This window comes from Thalassospira sp. A40-3 (genome assembly GCF_015871485.1).
Taxonomy (GTDB): Bacteria; Pseudomonadota; Alphaproteobacteria; order Rhodospirillales; family Thalassospiraceae; genus Thalassospira; species Thalassospira tepidiphila.
In genome coordinates, this window is record NZ_CP065428.1 from 125,823 (window position 1) to 145,684 (window position 19,862).

The 19,862-nt window shown below is 54.9% G+C and carries 19 protein-coding genes; 4 read left to right on the forward strand and 15 right to left on the reverse strand.

The annotated features are described in order from the left end of the window. Positions 1-40: 40 nt before the first annotated feature. Together IT893_RS00545 and IT893_RS00550 are read right to left on the reverse strand one after the other, a co-directional pair. The gene (locus tag IT893_RS00545) at positions 41-409 is read right to left on the reverse strand and encodes a DUF1636 domain-containing protein (protein WP_197146491.1); all 369 of its coding nucleotides are present in this window, start codon (positions 407-409) and stop codon (positions 41-43) included. Positions 410-463: 54 nt separating this feature from the next. Continuing rightward, positions 464-1,342, reverse strand: a complete 879-nt coding sequence (locus tag IT893_RS00550; RefSeq protein ID WP_197146492.1) for a LysR family transcriptional regulator — start codon at positions 1,340-1,342, stop codon at positions 464-466. Positions 1,343-1,499: 157 nt separating this feature from the next. On the opposite strand from IT893_RS00550, the gene IT893_RS00555 reads away from it, so the two are divergent. After that, positions 1,500-2,108, forward strand: a complete 609-nt coding sequence (locus IT893_RS00555) for a glutathione S-transferase family protein (protein ID WP_197146493.1) — start codon at positions 1,500-1,502, stop codon at positions 2,106-2,108. 127 nt (positions 2,109-2,235) lie between these two features. Here IT893_RS00555 and IT893_RS00560 read toward each other — a convergent pair whose 3' ends face one another. Then, a complete protein-coding gene (locus tag IT893_RS00560) occupies positions 2,236-2,904 on the reverse strand; it encodes a glutathione S-transferase family protein (protein WP_197146494.1) in 669 nt (222 codons plus the stop codon). 146 nt (positions 2,905-3,050) lie between these two features. Between IT893_RS00560 and IT893_RS00565 the strand changes: the two genes are divergently transcribed. Next, positions 3,051-3,719, forward strand: coding sequence for a TetR/AcrR family transcriptional regulator (locus IT893_RS00565; RefSeq protein WP_197146495.1), 669 nt, complete (start codon positions 3,051-3,053; stop codon positions 3,717-3,719). Positions 3,720-3,736: 17 nt separating this feature from the next. Here IT893_RS00565 and IT893_RS00570 read toward each other — a convergent pair whose 3' ends face one another. The 4 genes from IT893_RS00570 to IT893_RS00585 all read right to left on the reverse strand — a co-directional run bounded on the left by IT893_RS00570 (position 3,737) and on the right by IT893_RS00585 (position 7,957). Beyond that, positions 3,737-4,819 carry a 2OG-Fe(II) oxygenase family protein gene (locus IT893_RS00570; protein ID WP_197146496.1) on the reverse strand — a complete coding sequence of 361 codons (1,083 nt, stop codon included), beginning with the start codon at positions 4,817-4,819 and terminating at the stop codon, positions 3,737-3,739. Between the two features lie 46 nt (positions 4,820-4,865). After that, a complete protein-coding gene (dapE, locus tag IT893_RS00575) occupies positions 4,866-6,011 on the reverse strand; it encodes a succinyl-diaminopimelate desuccinylase (protein ID WP_197146497.1) in 1,146 nt (381 codons plus the stop codon). A gap of 154 nt (positions 6,012-6,165) precedes the next feature. Beyond that, positions 6,166-7,011, reverse strand: coding sequence for a 2,3,4,5-tetrahydropyridine-2,6-dicarboxylate N-succinyltransferase (gene dapD, locus IT893_RS00580; protein ID WP_197146498.1), 846 nt, complete (start codon positions 7,009-7,011; stop codon positions 6,166-6,168). Positions 7,012-7,267: 256 nt separating this feature from the next. Further along, positions 7,268-7,957 (reverse strand): pyrimidine 5'-nucleotidase, encoded by a 690-nt coding sequence (locus IT893_RS00585; protein ID WP_197146499.1) that lies wholly within the window; start codon positions 7,955-7,957, stop codon positions 7,268-7,270. A gap of 462 nt (positions 7,958-8,419) precedes the next feature. Here IT893_RS00585 and IT893_RS00590 point away from each other — a divergent pair, with 462 nt between their 5' ends. Further along, the gene (locus IT893_RS00590) at positions 8,420-10,102 is read left to right on the forward strand and encodes an EAL domain-containing protein (protein WP_197146500.1); all 1,683 of its coding nucleotides are present in this window, start codon (positions 8,420-8,422) and stop codon (positions 10,100-10,102) included. 67 nt (positions 10,103-10,169) lie between these two features. Here IT893_RS00590 and IT893_RS00595 read toward each other — a convergent pair whose 3' ends face one another. The 5 genes from IT893_RS00595 to IT893_RS00615 form a co-directional block, all read right to left on the reverse strand. Next, on the reverse strand, positions 10,170-11,045 hold the full coding sequence (locus IT893_RS00595) for an ABC transporter substrate-binding protein (RefSeq protein WP_197146501.1): 876 nt from the start codon (positions 11,043-11,045) through the stop codon (positions 10,170-10,172). A gap of 179 nt (positions 11,046-11,224) precedes the next feature. Beyond that, on the reverse strand, positions 11,225-12,850 hold the full coding sequence (locus IT893_RS00600) for a phosphoenolpyruvate carboxykinase (RefSeq protein ID WP_008889096.1): 1,626 nt from the start codon (positions 12,848-12,850) through the stop codon (positions 11,225-11,227). Between the two features lie 218 nt (positions 12,851-13,068). Further along, entirely contained in the window at positions 13,069-13,821 is a 753-nt protein-coding gene (locus IT893_RS00605) for a HugZ family protein (RefSeq protein WP_197146502.1), read from the reverse strand. 85 nt (positions 13,822-13,906) lie between these two features. Further along, the gene (locus IT893_RS00610; RefSeq protein WP_197146503.1) at positions 13,907-14,095 is read right to left on the reverse strand and encodes a DUF1289 domain-containing protein; all 189 of its coding nucleotides are present in this window, start codon (positions 14,093-14,095) and stop codon (positions 13,907-13,909) included. 138 nt (positions 14,096-14,233) lie between these two features. Then, on the reverse strand, positions 14,234-14,431 hold the full coding sequence (locus tag IT893_RS00615) for a CsbD family protein (RefSeq protein ID WP_063085705.1): 198 nt from the start codon (positions 14,429-14,431) through the stop codon (positions 14,234-14,236). Between the two features lie 275 nt (positions 14,432-14,706). Here IT893_RS00615 and IT893_RS00620 point away from each other — a divergent pair, with 275 nt between their 5' ends. After that, the gene (locus IT893_RS00620) at positions 14,707-15,324 is read left to right on the forward strand and encodes an RNA methyltransferase (protein WP_197146504.1); all 618 of its coding nucleotides are present in this window, start codon (positions 14,707-14,709) and stop codon (positions 15,322-15,324) included. A 145-nt stretch (positions 15,325-15,469) separates the two neighbouring features. On the opposite strand, the gene IT893_RS00625 is transcribed toward IT893_RS00620, so the two are convergent. The 3 genes from IT893_RS00625 to IT893_RS00635 form a co-directional block, all read right to left on the reverse strand. After that, positions 15,470-17,734, reverse strand: coding sequence for an anthranilate synthase component I (locus IT893_RS00625; RefSeq protein ID WP_197146505.1), 2,265 nt, complete (start codon positions 17,732-17,734; stop codon positions 15,470-15,472). Between the two features lie 228 nt (positions 17,735-17,962). Beyond that, positions 17,963-18,955, reverse strand: a complete 993-nt coding sequence (locus IT893_RS00630) for an ion transporter (RefSeq protein ID WP_197146506.1) — start codon at positions 18,953-18,955, stop codon at positions 17,963-17,965. Between the two features lie 109 nt (positions 18,956-19,064). Further along, positions 19,065-19,709: a phosphoribosylanthranilate isomerase gene (locus IT893_RS00635; protein ID WP_197146507.1), complete on the reverse strand. Its 645-nt coding sequence runs from the start codon at positions 19,707-19,709 to the stop codon at positions 19,065-19,067. Positions 19,710-19,862: the final 153 nt, after the last annotated feature.

Genomic DNA, 19,862 nt, shown 5'->3' on the forward strand with positions numbered 1-19,862 from the left:
GCAATGACCAAAGTCCTGCGCCAAGCCCCGACCGCATCTGCTACTCGATCGGCGGGATGCGGGCAATAACATTGCGCCGCAGGGCATCTGGCCGTTCGCGCCAGGCAACAATGCCCTTTTCACTTTCGGCATATTTTGACGCCAGTTCACAGAGATCCTCGACCATGCTGTCGGGATCAACATTGCCATAAACATATCCCCATTTACCCGATCCGTTCAGCGCGACCGAACAGCCAGACTTGCAGTTGGTCAGGCATTCAACCGGTTTCACCTCAAACGGCAGATCGCGCGTGGCACAGATTTCCTGAATGCGCTCAAAAAGCGTCTGACCATCACGCGGATCACTTGGTGCGCTGGCGGTGGAGGACGTGCAGGTCGTACAGATATTCAGGCGGGACTTGGCGGTCATGCGGGTGATCTTATCCGGGCTGGTGACAGGTAAAACGACGCGGGGCGCATCCAATCAGCTTGCGGCCGGTCTGGTCAAGTCATCATCAAGATGATGGGTGACATATTCCTGGATCGCACCGGCAAGCTGGCGATTGACCAGCGGATGGGCTTCTTCGGCCAGCATGACAGCGACACCGACGGCTGGCAGTGGCGGAAATCCGTCCCGCGCATCAAGGATTTTGAATTCATCGGTCACACTGGCGGAGGCAAGGGCGGCAACACCCAAACCATCGCGGACCAGATGCAGCATCGAGGCCGCCTGCCGCGAGGTCGCATAAAGCGTGAAGGGCCGGTTGGATTTCGAAAAGGCGTCAATCGCCCATGCATGAAACTTGCAATCTTCGGCCGGGAGAACAAGCGGCAGCGGATCAAGAAGGTGCTGCTCATGAACTGCCGATGTCACCCAGACCCCAAGTTCATGGCGCAGGAAATATCCCTCTTCACCTTTTTCCGACCGGCTGATGATCGACAGATCAAGCTCCCCCTGATCAAGCATCCGGCGCAGCAGGATCGTCGGATTGACCGACACGAAAAAGCGCGCCTGTGGATGCACCGCACTTATGGCGCGCAGAACAATTGGCAAAATCTTTTGCGCGTAATCATCCGGGCAGCCGATGCGGATCGGACGGCTTTCTTCCTGCGAACGCAATTGTCCCATCGCCTCATCCGTCAGGCTCAGGATCCGTCTGGCATAGCCGACAAAGGTGATGCCTTCGTGGGTCAGTTGAACGTTGCGTCCGTCGCGTTCAAACAGCTTGTTGTCGACCAGTTCTTCAAGCCGCTTCATCTGCATGGAAAAGGCCGATGGCGTGCGACCGATCCGGTCTGCGGCACGGTTGAAGCTGCCGCATTCGGCAAAGGCGACAAAGCTTCGAAGAAGATCGGAATCCATGGCTTCTCCTTTGATCAGAAAAATTGATCAGGAATTTTGAACAATAGGGTCAAAACTATTCGATTGTCCGATTGCGATCCAGCGGCAAATATCAAACCCGGCCGGCCAATGCTGTAACGCGAATGCTTTTGATGCATATGCCACAAGGATGAGTCTGATGATTTTGAACGACTATTTGATGTCGGGTAACGGCTATAAAGTCCGTTTGCTGCTATCCATGCTGGGTCAACCGTTTGAATATGTCGAACGTGACATCATGAAAGGCGAAACCCGCACGCCCGAATACCTTGAAAAGGTCAACCCGAACGGCAAAATTCCGGCCCTTGTCCTTGATGACGGAAGGAGCCTTGCTGAAAGCAACGCCATTCTGATCTATCTGGCCGAAGGCACCAATTTCATCCCCGAGGATGCCTATGACCGGGCCGATATGATGAGCTGGTTGTTCTTTGAACAGTATGACCATGAACCGAACGTCGCTGTTCTGATTTCCTGGTATGCGATCAAGGGCCTGCCGGAACATGCCGATATTCTCGGACCGATGAAACAGGCAGGGGCCAAGCGTGCGCTTGATCTGATGGAAAAGCGTCTTTCCGGTCATAACTGGCTGGTGGGCGACGCGCTTACCATCGCTGATATCTCACTTTATGCCTACACGCACCGGGCCGAGCTTGGCAAAATCAGTCTGGCACCCTATCCCGGCATTCGCGCCTGGCTTGACCGGATGACGGCGGTTCCGGGCTATGTGCCGATCACCTGGACGCCATAAAAATCCCAAAAAAGCAGCCACCACAAACAGGAACGTCACCCAAGGCAAGGGGGAGGCGGGGGAGTTGTTCCCATCCGTGGTGGCTGAATACCCTGACGGGAGAAACGTCAGGGTGGCGGTACAATTTTCAGGCTGATTTCAAAAGCTTTTCTGGCAAAAGCGGGTCGGTCTGGGCCGCAGAACTTCGCGCCTTGAAACGCGCAAAGGCATCGGCGACATTGGGCGCGCTTGCCAATATTTCCGGGCCGCCCGGCATGGCGTTCAGATAATGGATCATTGGCATGATCATCATGTCGGGAATGGTGAAACGGTCACCACAAACCCAGCCATCGCCATAAGCAGCATCAAGGACAGAAAGATCATGACGGATGCGGTCCGCCATTTCGTTCATACGGGTGGTAAATGCCGGGTCACGACGTTTGACATCATCGGCAAAAAACATCGGAATAACGAAATTACGGATGATGTCCGGGTCAAGCCGGGTCATGGCGATACTGATCCACTGGTTCATCCGGGCCGCTTTTTCGGCATGCACCGGGCGCAATAACGGCCCGGGGAAATTATCATCAATATAGCGGCAAATGGCGGCGGTTTCATAAAGCACGAACGGTCCGTGGGTCAGAACCGGCACCTTGCCAAACGGGTTGTTGCGCAACAGTTCCGGTGTTGCCGGATGGCCGGGTGGCTGGACATTCCGGCTGCTGAACGTAAACGGTATTTCCTTTTCCAGACAGGCAATGCGAACCGTGCGTGTCAGGTTACTACGCGGCATTCCGATAATTGTGACATCCGACATGGCAAGACCCTTTTGTTCGGTGAACTTGCAGACAGGATTACGTCCCCCATAATATGTTCAAGAACATATTATCAGAATGTGTCATGGTCGATCTGTCGTCCGATCCAAACATCCGATGACGTGCTGATTACCTGGTGGAGTTCGAAATGCCCTATGCGCCGACGCACAAGCCCAAAACCCGCATTCGCATCGTCAATGCGGCAAGTGCGCTGTTTAAAAAGCACGGGTTTGAAAATGTGACGATTGATCAGGTCATGGCTGCGGCCGGGCTGACCCGCGGCGGGTTTTATGCCCACTTCAAGAACAAGGAAGCCCTGTTTGTTGCCTGCGTTGAAAACGGCATGTCGCTTTTGTCATCGCCGGTGCTGGCAAAATTGCGCAAGGCCGAGCTGTCCGGAAGCGACTGGGTGACATCCTTTGCCGAACTCTATCTGTCACGGGTCCATATCGATAACCCCGAACTTGGATGTGCCCTGCCGACCCTGTCATCCGAGGTCTCACGTTCCGGCGATCAGGCACGTGCAGCGTTTTCAAAACTGATTGAGCAGGCATCGGGCAAGCTTGCCTGGAAACTGGCAAAGGAAGACGGTGTTCCGGGTATGGACAAGCCCGTCCCGGTTGACGGTGCGTCCGTGCTTCCAGATGTTCCTGATGGTTACCGCACCGAAGCCACATCGATGCTGGCGATGCTGGTCGGTGCGGTCGTTCTGAGCCGTGCGGTCGATCACGAGACGGCCGAGGATATCCTCGCGGCAAGTCGGGAAAGTATTTCGCGCTCCCGTCATCAACATCTGGCGACAGCAATTGCGAAATAGCTGCCGAGATCTCGTGACTATTTCATTGCAAGCGGGGTGATTTGCTTTTTGCGTTCAGCCATCATTTTTTGCTCGGCCAGCGCGCCGGCCTCGTCTGTCAGGAAGGTGAAAATTGCAAATCGCCGACCCTTGGTAACCGGCAATGCTTCATGCAAAAGCGAACATGAAAATACGACAGCACCACCGGGCGGCGGCGCATAAACTGCCCGGCCATATTCCGGGAAGCGCACCTGACCACCTTCGTAATCAATCGGGTTCAGGTTCAGAGATACCGCAAATCTTCGATGGGCTGTGAAGGCGGTGCGATTGTCTCTGTGGCGGCCAAAATGCCCCTGATTGGCTGAGTCATAGCACCCGATACGCAAGGCTTCCATACTGGCAGTCTTGAAATGGAATACCTTCATCAGTTCCGGCATCAGGCGCTTAACAAGCCGGGTTTTAACCCGATTGAAAAGCCCTTCATCAAGCAGGACCACGTCGTTGCGTTTCTTGATATTGGCCTTTGCGATGTTGCTGCCAATATCACCTTGAGATACCCCATCAGCCTTCTTTTCACCGGCCTCCCAGTAAGCCAGCAAGTCAGCGCACAGCTCGGGTTCAAGCACATCCTTCATCACCAGAACCGGTGCCTGATAGGATGCCGGTTCCGGGGCAGTTTGTGCCGCAATTGCATTGCAGGCTGCGATCAGATCATCAAGTTCCGATATCGAGCCGATTTTGCTTAGACGATGGTTGGGATCGATCAGGGCAACACTGCCGCCAGCACAGGCAAATAGCATGCGCAACTTGTTTTCCGCATCAAAAAGCTCGGTTGCCTTCGCGCTGGATTTGCCAGATTTCTTCGGGCTTTTCTTTCCGCCAATTACGATGAAATGCAGCACTTCGGCATCTGCGGTCGCATCACGAAGCTGATCAATTTTCTCCCACTCGGCCTTGCCGGGTTTTTCATCAAAAAACCACAAGGCCAAAGTGTTTCCGGCAATGAGCTGGTAGGTCAGGTCGATGCTTTCCCCCGTGGTATCGGGGAGCACAATCTTGGGGACAAAGTCTCCCACTTCCAGACTTTTGGTCTTTGGGGGCTGTTGCGATGTACCAGTCATGTCCGAAAATCCAAAAAATCAGAAAAAGGAAACACGTCTTCTTTAATCACGAAGTCATAAAATAACCGGACAGAATTTCACTGTAAATTCTTGTGAGGTTTTCGATGTCATCGACCATGGCGTGTTCATCGACCTTGTGCATGCTTTGCCCGACCAGACCGAATTCGGCGACCTCGGTGTATTTCTGGATGAAGCGTGCATCGGATGTGCCGCCAGTCGTGCTCATTTCAGGCCGCTTGCCGGTGACTTTTTCCGAGGCATCCGCAATCAGGTTGGCGAGTTTGCCCGGATTGGACAGGAACGCCTCGCCCGAAATCTTGACCTTAAGATCGTGCGCGCCAGCATGCTCGGCACAGACATCCTCGATCCATTTTTTAAGATCAGCACCCGTGTGCTGATCATTAAAGCGGATGTTGAACGCCGCACTGACTTTGGCAGGTACCACGTTGGTCGCGGTATTTCCGGCATCAACCGTGGTGATTTCAAGGTTGCTGGGCTGGAAATGATCGGTGCCCTGATCAAGTTCGCGGGAATTCAAAACATCCAGCGTCTTGATCATGCGCGGGACCGGGTTGTCGGCCAGATGCGGATAGGCGACATGACCTTGTGCGCCATAAACCGTCAGCCAGCCGGTGATGGAGCCACGGCGGCCAACCTTCATCATCTCGCCCAGATATTTCGGGTTGGTCGGTTCGCCGACGATGCAGCAATCGAACTTTTCGCCCTGCTGATCGCACCATTCAACCAGCTTGACCGTGCCGTTGATCGCGTCGGCTTCTTCGTCGCCCGTGATCAGGAAAGAGATGCTTTCATCAAAATCCGGATGGGCAGCAAGGAACGCGTCAACCGCACCAACAAAGCAGGCAATGCCGGTTTTCATGTCCACCGCACCGCGGCCAAACAAACGGCCATCTTTGACTTCGCCCCCGAACGGATCGACGGTCCAGGCGGCAACATCGCCGGCGGGCACCACATCGGTATGACCGGCAAAACAGAAATTGCGCCCCTTGGTCCCCAGGCGGGCATAGAGGTTATCGATGGGATCACTGCCATCACCATCAAAGACCTTGCGCGTGCACTTAAATCCCCGTGCCTCGAGCGCCTTTTGCAACACATCAAGCGCGCCTTCATCGGCGGGAGTAACCGACGGGCAGCGGATCAGGGATTGTGCAAGTTCAAGGGCGGTCGACATTGGCATTCTCTTGGTCTTTGGGTGTCAGACGATAATAGGAATTCAGGCCTATTTTTATGTTTCACGTGAAACAAAATAGGAACAAATATAAATTAAGGGGCGAAACAGCCATCCGTTTCGCCCCTTATATCATGATCACATTGCGTGTCGCAGATCAGTCGCGCAGCAATTCATTGATCGAGGTTTTCGAGCGGGTCTTTTCATCAACACGTTTGATGATGACCGCGCAATACAGGCTCGGCCCCGGGGTTCCATCCGGAAGCGGCTTGCCCGGAATGCTGCCCGGAACGACCACGGAATAGGCCGGAACGCGACCGACAAAGGTCTCGCCGGTAGTGCGGTCGATGATCTTGGTCGATGCGCCGATGAAGACACCCATCGAAATGACAGCACCTTCTTCGACAATCACACCTTCGACGATTTCCGAACGCGCACCGATGAAAGCATTGTCTTCGATGATCACCGGGCCAGCCTGAAGCGGTTCAAGCACGCCACCGATACCCGCACCACCCGAAAGGTGAACGTTCTTGCCGATCTGTGCGCACGATCCAACCGTTGCCCAGGTATCGACCATGACACCGGTATCGACATAGGCGCCAAGGTTCACAAAGGACGGCATCAAAACGGTGCCCGGTGCGACATAGGCCGAACGGCGCACGATGCTGCCTGGAACGGCACGGAAACCGGCCTTTTTGAATTCGGCATCGCCCCAACCTTCGAACTTGGACGGGACCTTGTCCCACCAGTTGGTGTTTTCGCCGGGGCCACCTGCGATGGTGGTCATGTCATTAAGGCGGAAGGACAGCAGAACCGCCTTTTTCGCCCACTGATTGACAACCCATTTGCCACTGGTCTTTTCGGCAACGCGCAGGTCGCCGGAATCCATGGCAGACAGCGTCTGTTCAACAGCCTTGCGGATTTCACCCTGGGTAGAGGAGTTAATCTCGTCGCGGTTTTCCCATGCGACGTTGATCACGCCTTCAAGCTCGGTTCTGTTCATTTTTCGAAGGTCCTTGCGGTCAGCCAAAATTGCGTTGGCGGAGAATGGTCAATGCGCGCGCGCAAGTCAACTCCGCCAGTTTACTTAGAAACGCCTGTGTCAGGCAGATTTCCGTTCCTGATCCCGTATGGCCGATAGACATAGCCGATCATACCGCCAAGCTCAATCCTGGAACGATGACAAATCAGCTCTGCCCTGCCCGGTTGCGGGGAAGTGAAGCACCCTGATTGGGCGCAGCTTTAATGGGGAATTACGATCAGCTGTTAAGCCCGCGCAAGAAGCCGACAAGATCATCCGTTTCATGATCAATGCGCGGATCATCGCGACCGGCCTGCGCCCATTTAAGATCGGTATGCACCCAGACGGTGGTCATGCCCATATCCTTGGCCGGCAGAAGGTTTTTGGCCATGTCTTCGAAATAGACCGCACGGGTCGGGTCAATGCCATCACGCGCCAGAAGCAGGTCATAGGGTTCCTGCTTGGGTTTGGGGATGTACTCGGCATCGACGATGTCAAAGATGGTTTCAAAATGATCAGCAATGCCGAGGCGATCCATCACCCGTTCGGCGTGACCGCGTGAGGCATTGGTGAAAATCAGTTTACGGCCCGGAAGATCATTCAGCGCGCTGGCAAGATCCGGTGCCGGGTCGACCACGGACAGATCGATGTCATGGACCTTGGCAAGATAATCGGCCGGATCGATTTCATGTTCGGTCATCAACCCGCGCAAGGTGGTGCCATAGCGATGGAAATAGTCCTTCTGCACCCGGTGGGCTTCGGTTGCCTCAAGCTTGAGCGCGTCACGGACATATTGCCCGATCAGATCAGAAACCTGTGAAAACAGATTGCAGGCCGCCGGATAAAGCGTGTTGTCGAGATCAAAGATCAGAACGCTGTCATCGTCGACACGGGGCAATTCGGATCTGCGTTTCGGGGCGGTGGTCATGATCTGGGGCCTTCCGGATATGCTTGTTGGACAGACGTGCCTGGCGCGCGTGTCAGGCAGTCGACATTTGTATGCGATCCTTACGGTGTTGCAAACCATCAGGATCAATCAGAGCCACAAATGGTGTACCCGTGGTCATTTGTTCGCTGTTGAATGCATGCTGGCTGTCCGGCGTGAACGGCACAGGGGTTTAAAACCGCCAAAAAGAGCAAACATATATTGGGTTCTTATCCGGGATCCATGTTTGGGGTCCTTGGCTGCGCGTGTCAAATGTGAAGGAGGTTCGGCCCGGAAAACCTGGCGAGGACATTATTATCCGTCCGCATAGGAAATTCAGGTTTTGTAAAACCCTTGTTAAGTAGAAGCAGCGAAAATGACCGAAAGCCATTAAGGCGATCAGACTGGTTTCCGTGCTTGGGGGAAGGGAAACACTTGTTGATCCGGGCAGCGTGAGAGGGTGCATTGGATAAACTTATAAAAGCGCGAACAACCGAACTGCGCAAGGAAAGAAACCGTTTTGCGGCATTGGCCTTTGTCTGGGGGGATCTTCTTCTGGAACTGGACGGGGATCTGCGCATTGTTTTTGCCTCTGGCGCATCAGACGGGATTTTGGAGCATCGGCCCCAAGATCTGTCGGGGAAGTCGTTCATCCAATTCCTGGCCAAACAGTATCGCCCGCTGGTGACAGAGATGTTGCGGGTCGCGCGTCGTCGCGGGCGCATGGACAATATTCAGGTCCGCTTCAATCAGCAGGCCGACATGTTAAGCCCGCCGGTTTCCATGAGCGGCTATTTCCTGCCTGATCTTGGCGATCATTTCTTTGTCGCGCTCAGAGTTGCGATCAATGCCCTGTCGCCTGATGTTGCCGCCAGCCTTCAGCGCGACACTGCTACGGGACTTCTTGATGAGGAAAGCCTGTCAAAGGTCGTCACGGAACGGTTGATGGCGCGCCGGGAAACCGGGATCGAGCACAAATTTACCCTGATGACCCTCAATGCGTTTGATCCGCTATGCGCGCGGATGAAACAGATCGAACAGGCGGAAATGATGGCCAGCGTCGGAGCCTTTCTGCGCGCCCATTCGGTTGCGGGCGACACGGCCGGGCGACTGGGGACAGAACAATTTGGCATGTTACATCGGGCAGATGTCCCGATTGGCGATCTTGAAAAACGGATCGAGGAATGTGTGCGCGATGCCGATCCGACCGGGGTTGGCATCGAGGTCAGTTCATCCGTGACCGATTTTACCGCCGAGCTGATCCCGCCGGGCGATCTGGCGCGCGGGGTTTTGTATTCCATCCGACGGTTCTGTGACCGGCAGGAGCACAGCTTTACGTTTTCGCGCCTGATGGGGCAGGCGGATAATCTGGTCAACAATACCTTTTCGGCGATGCAGGATTTCGGCACCCGGGTCGATCAGTTGAAGTTCGATACGGTGTATCAGCCGATCGTGCGCCTGCCGAATGCGGAAATCCATCATTTTGAAGTGCTGGTAAGGTTCTATGACGATGATGGCAAACTGATCCCGACACAGGAACTGGTCAGTTTTGCCGAGCAGGTCAATATGGTCCATCGTCTGGATCTGGCGATGTTGCGCCGAAACCTTAAATGGATCACCTCCCAGCTTGATCAGGGGATAACAGCCCGGGTTGCTGTGAATATTTCCGGCCATTCGTTAGGAAATCCGGATTTTTGCCGGTCTGTGATTGCGCTGTTTGAGCGCCATCGCGAAGCACTTGGCCAATTGATGCTTGAGATCACCGAAACCGCCGAAATCAGCGATATCGATACGGCGGCAAAGTGGATTGCCCGTTTCCGTGAATTCGGGGTCGAGATCTGCCTTGATGATTTTGGCACCGGTGCGTCGAACTTCCGGTATCTCAGCGCAATGGATATCGATTATGTAAAGATTGACGGCGAATCAATCCGGCAATCGACCAAGACGGCCAAGGGACTGGCGTTCCTGAGATCGCTTGTCGATTTGTGTCACGACATCAATGTCGAGGTTGTCGCCGAGATGATCGAGACAGACAAGATGCGCGAACTTGTGACCAAGGCCGGTTTTGACTATGCCCAGGGCTATCTGTTCGGCAAGCCAGAGGCAGACATTACGCTTTATTGGCGTGATTCTGTTTACAAGCGGTGATGCCAGCAGGCAAAGACAGGCGCGGGCGGGGATATTGAGTCGCGAGATGTGGCGTTAACTGGCCCGATCAGTTTTTGCTGTCCCCGGAAGTCACGCCATATCGGGCGAGGATTTTTTCAAACAGACCGTTTTCCCGGATTGCCATAAGGCCTTTGTTCAGTTCCCTGAGCAATGTCTTTGGGTCCCTTGCCTGGCGCGAGATGCAGGCAAAGTAGGGATTGGTTGAAATCACCTTGGAATGGACCTTCTCGATATCGGTGATGGTGTGTTGCGAATGATGCAGCTCGTACTCCATCGGCGCCTTGTAGGACAGGGCCGCATCGATACGACGTGACAGCAGCATGTTAAGAAGGGTGGCCTCGTTATTGACCACAAGAACATCAAGCCCGGCTGCACGCGCGGTTGATTCAAGGCTGTAACCGCTGACCACACCGATGATCATGTTTCTGGCATCGGAAATCTTTTCCAGCGATTGCAGGGCGGTCTCCCCAAACGCATAGAATGCGACCCCGACATGGCCGAGCAGATAGGAATAAAACATTTCCTCTTCGCGTTCAGGCAGGTAACTGCACGAACACAGGCCATCAACCTGTCCGGTACGGGCAAGGAAATAGGCCCGTCGCCAAGGGTAAAATGGCGTGATCAGGGTGATGTTGCGCGTGGCAAAAGCGGCGCGCAATATTTCGATGTCGTAGCCCGGCAAAGTGGCGTTCTGGGCAATTTTTGAGGGCGGGAACGGATTGCACGCCAGTGTGACGGTACGCTGGTTGCCAGCGGGGGGGATCAGGGTGTTTTGGGCCGATGCCGTACTGATCGTGCCAAGCAGGGCCAAGGCACCAAGGGTCAGGCCAATGATCTTGCTGCAAATGCGCAGATGTTGGTGCGCGCCGATAACAGAACGGCGCAAAGACACATATGAAAGAGTACCGGCCCACTTTCCCACGATATTTTTTAACCGCTCTAAAAGAATAACGGAATCAATATGCTATCACGCTTTGATCGATAAGGATGCGTTATTCGCGCGATGCATGAAACAATTTAAGGTAGAAATATTTACAAATAGTCACGCAACAAAAAAGGCCGGTGTCAAACACCGGCCTTTTTGAATATCAATGCCCGAACTTATTCGGCGGCTTTGACTTCCGCGCTGTTGCGGATGGCTGCTTCGCGAACATCATCAGTGACATGTTCTTCGAACTTCGCGAAGTTCTTTTCAAACAGGCCGGTCAGGTTGGTGGCAGCCTTGTCATAGGCAGCCTTGTCTTTCCAGCTTTCGCGCGGGTTCAGAACATCGGCCGGGATATCGCCGCAGGCGGTCGGATAGGCCAGACCGAAGAACGGATCGGTCGCGAATTCGGCATTTTCAAGATCGCCATTCAGCGCAGCATTCAGCAGGCCACGGGTATAGGCAATCTTCATGCGCGAACCAACGCCATAGCCGCCACCGGACCAGCCGGTATTGACCAGCCAGCAATTGGCTTCGTGTTTTTCCATCATTTCGCCAAGCAGTTTGGCGTAAACTGAGGGATGACGCGGCATGAACGGCGCACCGAAGCAGGCCGAGAACGCAGCAGTCGGTTCCTTGACACCTTTTTCGGTGCCGGCAACTTTCGCGGTGTAACCCGACAGGAAGTGGTACATCGCCTGTGCCGAGGACAGCTTTGCGATCGGCGGCAGAACGCCAAAGGCATCACAGGTCAGCATGATGATGTTTTTCGGGTGACCACCACGACCGGTTTCCGATGCATTCGGAATGAATTCGATCGGATAGGAAGAACGGGTGTTTTCGGTGTGACGGGCATCGTCGAGATCAAGCTCGCGCGATTGCTTGTTCATCACAACGTTTTCAAGAACGGTGCCGAAACGCTCGGTCGTTGCGAAGATTTCCGGTTCTGCTTCGCGCGAAAGTTTGATCACCTTCGCATAGCAACCGCCTTCGAAGTTAAAGACGCCGTCTTCGCCCCAGCCGTGCTCGTCATCCCCGATCAGGGTGCGCGATGCGTCGGCAGAAAGCGTGGTTTTACCAGTACCCGACAGGCCAAAGAACACGGCGGTGTCGCCATTCTTGCCCATATTGGCCGAGCAATGCATCGGCATGACGCCCTTGGCCGGAAGGATGTGGTTAAGAACCGAGAAGATCGATTTCTTCATTTCGCCGGCATACCAGGTGCCGCCGATGATGACCATTTTGCGTTCGAAGCTGACCATCACGAAGACTTCGGAGCGGGTGCCGTCGTCTTGCGGGTCTGCCTGAAGGCCCGGTGCATGCAGAATGGTAAATTCCGGCGCGAAGTCGCGCAGTTCTTCTTTCTGCGGCTGGATGAACATGTTGCGGGCAAAAAGGTTATGCCATGCGTTTTCGTTGATCACGCGCACCGGCAGGCGGAAACGCGGATCGGAACCGGCAAAGCAATCCTGAACGAACAGTTCGGTGCCCTGGAAATATGCGCGCACTTTCTGATAGAGGCGCTCAAATACTTCCGGGCTGACCGGGCGGTTTACATCGCCCCAATCGATATCTGCCTTGGTGCTTTCTTCTTCGACGATGAAGCGATCCAGCGGGGAACGGCCGGTATGTTCGCCGGTAAGGGCGACAAAGGCGCCGCCTTTGGCGATTTTACCTTCGTTGCGACGGATCGCATGTTCATAAAGGCCGGCAGCGTCAAGGTTCCAGTGAACGGCGCCAAGGTTTTTGAGGCCATGGGTTTCAAGGCCTACACGGCTGACAACGGGTCCTGATTGCAGCACGAAACTCTCCTGGTGGGAATGAAAATCTGGGGGTTAATGTCCTATTTTACACCGCCAATTGTGGGTAATCGGAAGCGCTGAGACATATTGTTACAAAGGTGTCTTAAAAGCAACCGCTCCTTTTGCCTTATACCTAGGAAAACGTAAGTGTTTTTGCGTTTGCGAAAATTACATTTTCAGGGTCGCGGGTTTAATGTTCAGAATACAAATGGTCCGACTTATGCGCGCCATATTTTGCACATTTTGACCAAAATTTCGCGTGCCTCGTCCGGCGTTCGGACCGGGGACGGGAAGTCGATTCTAAGTGGTGCGATATCGACTGAATTGGCGCTCAGAACCATGCCATCGCAATCAATCGATTGCATCTGCCAGCCGACGTCGGGATCGGCGGTGGTGAAGTGACCGACAATGCCGGAAATGGCATCGGCATGATCGGCATTCATATGCGCGACGATCCCGTCATGGCCGTCGATCAGTGCCTGACAGTTTGGCAGGATCAGTTTGTCACCCGAAAGGCGGCGTTGTTTGCCAAATCCGCCCACCCAGTAGGCTGCATCGACAGAAACCCGATAGAACCCGAAATCGGTAAACCCGGCATACTGGGCGGCATCGGGATTGGCGCGCAGATAGCAGGCGCGAATTGCCGGGGCATCATCGCGCACAGCACGACCAAACACGGTCAGCCGCGCCGTATCCGTTTCAATCATCGCCGCCCCGTCTCCCAAAGTTGGCGGCGGGGTAAACAGAAGGGAAACCCGATTATCGGCCAGAATGTGACGGGTGTGATCAGCCAGTTCGGAAATCAGCAACAGCGGTGTGCCATCAATATAAATGGCCGGAACCACCATCGAGGTCACGGGCCAGCCATCTGTGACCTGCTTGTGGCCAATTGCAATTGTCGCCAGGGTCGCGTGGTTTGCTGCGCGCATCAAATGACGCAGTGATGTTGCAGAAGCTGTGCTTTCTGACATGCCCGGTTCCTTCTTTATCTGATAGCAAACTAATTGCCGCAATCAGGTCGGGCAAGTAGTTGAAAGAAGAAGCACGGGTGGGGGATCAGTCTTGATGGGACTTGGCGGGAGTGTTGGCCTTGCGCTTCTGCGCGCTGGCGATAACGCGTTTTTTGGTGCCGTCACTCATGGTCATCCAGGAACCGATTTCATCGCCGGTGCGATAACAACCCATGCAGTAACCCGTTCTTGGGTCAAGCAGGCAGGTGCCGTTGCACGGGGATTTGACGGGCATGATGATGGGCCTGTAAACGCGAAAACAAAGATTTCAGACCCATAAAAAGCAGTTTCGCGCGCAGCAATCAAGGGGAGGATCTTGGGCTGCGCGCGAAACGAACGGGGGAATGGCCGGTTATGGCTTAAATCAAATCACTTAAAGGCGATTGAACCACTCGCGAACCTGACGGTCGGCCTCTTCGCGTTGAATGCCATAGGCTTCCTGAATCTTGCCGACCAGTTTGTCTTGCTGGCCATCAATGGTATCGACATCATCGTCGGTCAGGCGACCCCACTGTTTTTTGACGTCACCGGTAAGCTGTTTCCAACGTCCTTCGATTTGGTCCCAATTCATTATCGTCTCCTGTTTTGGTTGACGGTTTGCTCGACCAAGGGATGTTGTGCCCTTTGCTAGAATCAACGAAGCAGCAGCGGTGTTGTTCCAAATTGTTTTGCCAGATCAGTTAGGGCATTCGGTTAGGGCAACCAGCTACAGGAGCGGGTGGCAGCATTGCCCGTGGTGTGCTTGCCATATCGTGCCCGGGGCGCTATAGCCCCCTACAGTTCTTTTTATGGAGTTGTTTTCGCACCGGCCCGAGACCGGCTGTCTGGTGCGGCACGGAGGAAGATATGCGCGGCTATTTCGGGATTGGAATTGAAGGGGCAAGCAAGCCTTTGAATGTGGGCACCCTGTTTCGTTCTGCCCATGCCTTTGGCGCAAGTTTTGCGTTTACGGTGGATGCAGATTTCCGTGAGGAACGCTCCAACATCACCGATACATCGAAGTCGGGCGAACAGATGCCCTACTATCATTTCCCCGATCACGAAAACCTGTTCCTGCCGCAAGGCTGCCGCATGGTGGGGGTCGAACTGACACCTGATGCGATTGAACTGCCAAGCTTCAAGCATCCGTCGCAGGCCGCCTATATCCTGGGTCCGGAACGCGGAAACCTGTCTGATGAAATGCAGGAAAAATGCGATTTCATCATCAAGATCCCGATGAGTTTCTGTGTCAATGTGGCGATTGCCGCCAATATCGTGATGTATGACCGCGTTATCAATCTGGGCCGGTTTGCCCCGCGCCCGGTGCGTGCCGGTGCGCCGACCGAACCCAAGCCCGAAGCCCATTACGGCGGCTGGATTTCGCGCACGCGCGACAAACGCAAGGGTGACCCGGAAAAATTCCGTCAGGCCCCGCCGCCGGATTACTCCGTAATCGACGGTTCGCTTGATGATGACGACGCCTGATCACGGTATCAAACTCCCCTGAGCAAAAAAGAAGCAACGGCCGCGAGGGAGGAGCACGGCCGTTGCTGTGTGTGATCTGCGGTTTGCGGTGCCTTGACAGGGGGGGGGCTTGGCACGCCACGCAGATCAGGGTGTTTGATGATGGTCAGGCGGCCTTGTGATCGGTCGCTGTATCTTCCTTGTTTGTCGTGTCGTCCTGTTCGGGGTCTTCGATCTTGTCATCGGGGCGTTCGCCATGCGGGTTGCGCAGAAGGTTTGCGATCATGCGCATGCCGACTTCGCCCTGAAGGGTCAAAAGGCTTTCGGGGTGGAACTGCACGGCACTGATCGGCAGGCTTTTGTGGCGGATACCCATGATCACCCCGTCGTCACTGCGCGCCGTGACCGTAAGGTCGGCTGGCATTTCAGCCGCCTTGGCAAACAGGGAATGGTAGCGTCCGACAACGATGTCTTCGGGCAGGCCATCAAACAGCGGATCAGTTGTATCGAGTTTCACCTTTGACGGTTTGCCATGCATCGGTGTGACAAGTTGACCCAGTGATCCGCCAAAGAATTCGACAATCCCCTGAAGACCAAGGCAAACCCCAAATACCGGCAAGCCCGCCGCAAGGGCACGTTCGATGCTGTCGCGCAGGTGATAGTCATCCGGCCGCCCGGGACCGGGTGACAGGAACACCAGATCAGGTTTGAAATCCTCAAACGCCTGATCGGGAAAGCCCGGACGGAGTGTGAGCGTTTCGGCACCCGTCGCACGGATGTAGCTGGCAAGGTTTTGCACAAAGCTGTCTTCGTGATCGATCAGAAGCACGCGCTTGCCAACGCCTGATACCGTCGGATCAAGGGTAACCTCATCCTTGGCATCGCGGGTGACGGCATCGATCATTGCTGATGCCTTAAGGACGGTTTCGGCTTCTTCGGCGTCCGGTTCGCTATCAAACAGAAGCGTCGCACCCGCACGGACTTCGGCGACACCCTGTTTGAGCCGCACAGTGCGCAACGTCAGGCCGGTATTCAGATCGCCATTGCACAAAACAGCGCCAATCGCCCCGCCATACCAGGCGCGCGCACTGCGTTCGACGGCCTCGATATGTTTCATCGCAGCACGCTTGGGCGCACCGGTAACCGTGACCGCCCAGCAATGGGTCAGGAAGGCATCAAGCGCATCAAACCCATCCCGCAGGCGACCTTCGACATGATCGACCGTGTGGATCAGGCGGGAATACATTTCGATCTGACGCCGGCCCAGAATACGGATGCTGCCCGGTTTGCAGACGCGTGCCTTGTCGTTGCGATCGACATCGGTGCACATGGTCAGTTCCGATTCTTCCTTGGCCGAGTTCAGCAATGTGCGGATATTTTCGGCATCCTCAATCGCGTCGCGGCCACGCGCGATGGTGCCGGAAATCGGGCAGGTTTCAATACGCTGTCCCTTGACCCGGACATACATTTCGGGCGATGCGCCGATCAGGTGTTCACCGTCGCCGAGATTGATCAGGAAGCCGTAAGGGGCGGGGTTGCGACGCTTGAGACGGCGGAAAATTTCCGACGGTTTGACATCACAGGCGGTGCGGAAAACGCGGCTGGGTACGACTTCGAACAATTCGCCACGGGCAAAGCGGTGCTTGGCATCCTCAACAATGGCGGCATATTCGCCCTGTTTCATGTCGTTTTCGATGGCGGCGTTGTTGCCGCGTGATGGCGGATGGGGTTGGGAAATGCGTTCCAACCCGGCGGTGCTGCGGCCATCGGGGGCGATGAATTCATAATCAAACCGGGTGGCGACGCGCGAGGCATGGTCGACTGTCACCATCTGATCGGGCAGGAACAGGTGGATGTCCTTATGGTCCGCCGGGCGGTCTTGTGCCAGATTGATCTGTTCGAAATGAAGCGCGATGTCATAACCAAAGGCGCCATACAGACCAAGACGTTCATCGCCCTTGTGCCCGAACAGATCACGCAGCGCACGGACGACCGAAAACAGGCTGGGTTGCTGGCTGCGTTCTTCCTCGGGGAACCAGGCGGCGGGTTTTTTGACCACGCCATAAAGCCCGTCTTCGCCGTTGGTCAGGTTTTCGACATGGGGATGGTTTTCAAGCGCACTTGCAATGACATCAAGCAACACCCGCCCACGATCATTGAGTGCATGCACAGCAAAGCCGCGTTCGCGCCCGACAATTTCAAGCGGTGGCGCATCAAAGCCCATATCCCAACGTGAATAGCGCCCCGGAAACTCATAGCTTGAAGACAGCAACACGCCCTTGGTGGCATCAAGCGCATCAATCAGGCCTTCGGTTGCGTTTTCGTAGGGCATTTCGGTCATGCGGCGGATGACCGAAACACCGCCATCGGTGGTGTAGCGATAGTCGCTGCTGTCAGTGGAAATGCCGGTCTGGCTTGTCGGGGTCGTCACGTTTTTTACTCCTGTGTGGGCCTTTCGCCGCAGGAGCCATGTGATCTTAAGACAAGGAAGAAGAAGTCTGAAAACACAAAGCCGCCTGCAAGAATGAGGCGGCCGGTATGTTTAGGGCACGAGTTTTGGCCGCCCGCTTAAGCGAGCCACCACCAACGATTTGCAATGCGGGTCGGGTTCATGCCGTGTGTTTTCATGGCCCAACCATGTGCCCAAAAAAACCGGGCGTCAAGACTTTTGCGGCGTGGGTGTTGTTTCGGTGTCGTGCAGTTCAAGATGAAGCGGCTGATGGCAATGCGGACAGGTCAGGATTTCATCGCTTTCATTGCGATGGACATCGCGGATGTCCTCAATGATCGACTGCGCCTGTTCTTCACTGATGCCGAGTTCTTCCTGATGCGATCGCAGTTTGTTACGGACCCGTTCGGTCAGGCGTTTGCCCAGCAACTGGCGGGTGGCCTGATGGCGATATTCGGCTTCGCGCCGACGCAATTCGGCGTTAAAGGCCGATGCCAGAATACCGGCCGGGACGGCAACAATCCCGATCCCGGTCAATGAGATGATGCTGGCAAGGAGTTTGCCAAACGGCGTAATCGGCACAACATCGCCATAGCCAACCGTGGCGAGCGTAATGACACTCCAATAGAGCGCATCGAGCAGGTTGGAGAATTGTTCAGGTTGGGCTTCGTGTTCGGCGAGGTAAATTGCCCCGGCACTGAAAACCAGCATGCAGGCAAGTGCGGCACTGGCGGCACCGAAAATGCCCATTTGCTGGCGAAACACCAGCATCATCAATTCCAGCCCGGTGGAATAGCGGGTGAATTTCAACAGGCGCAGCAACCGGACAATACGGATAAAGCGCAAATCAATGCTGGTAAAGAACCACAGGAAGATCGGCAGGATGGCCAGAAGGTCAATCAACGCCATCGGTGTCAGCATATAGCGCAGACGCGCAAATCGGCCACCAAAGCGCGGATTGTCCGGGGCGGACCAGACACGCAGGCCGTATTCGATGGCAAAGATCAGCGTGCAAACGATCTCGATTGTGGCAAACAGAATGAAATAGCGTTCGGCAAAGGCTTCGACCGAGTCAAAAATCACAGAGACGACATTGATGATGATCGCGCTGGCCAGAACCAGATGCACAAACAGCGAAAACCGCGATTCCCGGTCAACACCGTGCAGAAGTTTCTGGGTTCTTGATCGAAGGGTCGGTTTCATGTCGCGCGTACTCTGTCCGGGCAATGGAGTGCACTATTGCCCGGGCAGTTTTGCGCCCAATCATTTCAGAAATGGTTAAATCAGCTCTGATCGCAGTTGCTCAGAAGGATCAGTACCCTTTTGCCGCCTGGATGAAGGCCGAGATTTTGCGCGGGTCCTTGACCCCCTTGCTGCGTTCGACACCGGATGACACATCAACCCACGGGGCGCCTGTAATCTTGACGGCCTCGGCGACATTGCTGGGATCAAGTCCGCCGGCCAGCATCCAGTTGCTTTGGAAATTCTGACCGGTCAGAAGCGTCCAGTCGAATGAAACCGCATTGCCGCCGGGAAGGATGCTGTCCTTGGGCGGTTTGGCATCAAACAACAGAAAATCGGCAACGCCGTCATAGTTTTTGCGGGCCGTTTCGATGTCGTTTGCGGTGCTGACGGAAATGGCCTTCATGACCTTGAGGCCAAAGCGTTCCTTGACCTCGGCCACGCGTTCCGGGCTTTCCTTGCCATGAAGCTGGATGACGTCGAGATTGCCGGCCTTGATCGCGTTTTCAAGCGCCTCGTCACCGGCTTCGACAAACAGGCCAACCTTATAGATGCTGTTGGGGACCCGTTCGGTGAGCGTCTTGGCACCCTTAAGCGAGATATGGCGCGGGCTTGGCGGGAAAAAGACATATCCAAGGGCATCTGCCCCGGCACTCATGGCTGCAATCGCGGCATCTTCGCTGTTAATTCCACAGATTTTTACCATGCAGGTCATCGGGGCATCCTGTTCTTGTCGTCGCTCTAATCTTCTTGGCAAACGCTTGTCGCGTCAGATTGACTTAACAGAAATGACCACGATCCAACAGGATATTTGCGTTTTGTCGTGGCTTTCCACTGGCAGGATAATCATTGCTGCGCTATTTTCCCG

Excerpts from the sequence above, each read along its gene's own strand:
- IT893_RS00585 (WP_197146499.1), bottom strand. The coding sequence starts at position 7,957 with ATGACCACCGCCCCGAAACGCAGATCCGAATTGCCCCGTGTCGACGAT.
- IT893_RS00610 (WP_197146503.1), bottom strand. The coding sequence starts at position 14,095 with ATGCCCGTCAAATCCCCGTGCAACGGCACCTGCCTGCTTGACCCAAGA.
- IT893_RS00630 (WP_197146506.1), bottom strand. The coding sequence starts at position 18,955 with ATGAAACCGACCCTTCGATCAAGAACCCAGAAACTTCTGCACGGTGTT.
- dapE (WP_197146497.1), bottom strand. The coding sequence starts at position 6,011 with ATGTCGACCGCCCTTGAACTTGCACAATCCCTGATCCGCTGCCCGTCG.
- IT893_RS00550 (WP_197146492.1), bottom strand. The coding sequence starts at position 1,342 with ATGGATTCCGATCTTCTTCGAAGCTTTGTCGCCTTTGCCGAATGCGGC.
- IT893_RS00615 (WP_063085705.1), bottom strand. The coding sequence starts at position 14,431 with ATGAATTGGGACCAAATCGAAGGACGTTGGAAACAGCTTACCGGTGAC.
- IT893_RS00605 (WP_197146502.1), bottom strand. The coding sequence starts at position 13,821 with ATGTCAGAAAGCACAGCTTCTGCAACATCACTGCGTCATTTGATGCGC.
- IT893_RS00565 (WP_197146495.1), top strand. The coding sequence starts at position 3,051 with ATGCCCTATGCGCCGACGCACAAGCCCAAAACCCGCATTCGCATCGTC.
- IT893_RS00545 (WP_197146491.1), bottom strand. The coding sequence starts at position 409 with ATGACCGCCAAGTCCCGCCTGAATATCTGTACGACCTGCACGTCCTCC.
- IT893_RS00635 (WP_197146507.1), bottom strand. The coding sequence starts at position 19,709 with ATGACCTGCATGGTAAAAATCTGTGGAATTAACAGCGAAGATGCCGCG.
- IT893_RS00570 (WP_197146496.1), bottom strand. The coding sequence starts at position 4,819 with ATGACTGGTACATCGCAACAGCCCCCAAAGACCAAAAGTCTGGAAGTG.
- IT893_RS00620 (WP_197146504.1), top strand. The coding sequence starts at position 14,707 with ATGCGCGGCTATTTCGGGATTGGAATTGAAGGGGCAAGCAAGCCTTTG.
- IT893_RS00555 (WP_197146493.1), top strand. The coding sequence starts at position 1,500 with ATGATTTTGAACGACTATTTGATGTCGGGTAACGGCTATAAAGTCCGT.
- dapD (WP_197146498.1), bottom strand. The coding sequence starts at position 7,011 with ATGAACAGAACCGAGCTTGAAGGCGTGATCAACGTCGCATGGGAAAAC.
- IT893_RS00560 (WP_197146494.1), bottom strand. The coding sequence starts at position 2,904 with ATGTCGGATGTCACAATTATCGGAATGCCGCGTAGTAACCTGACACGC.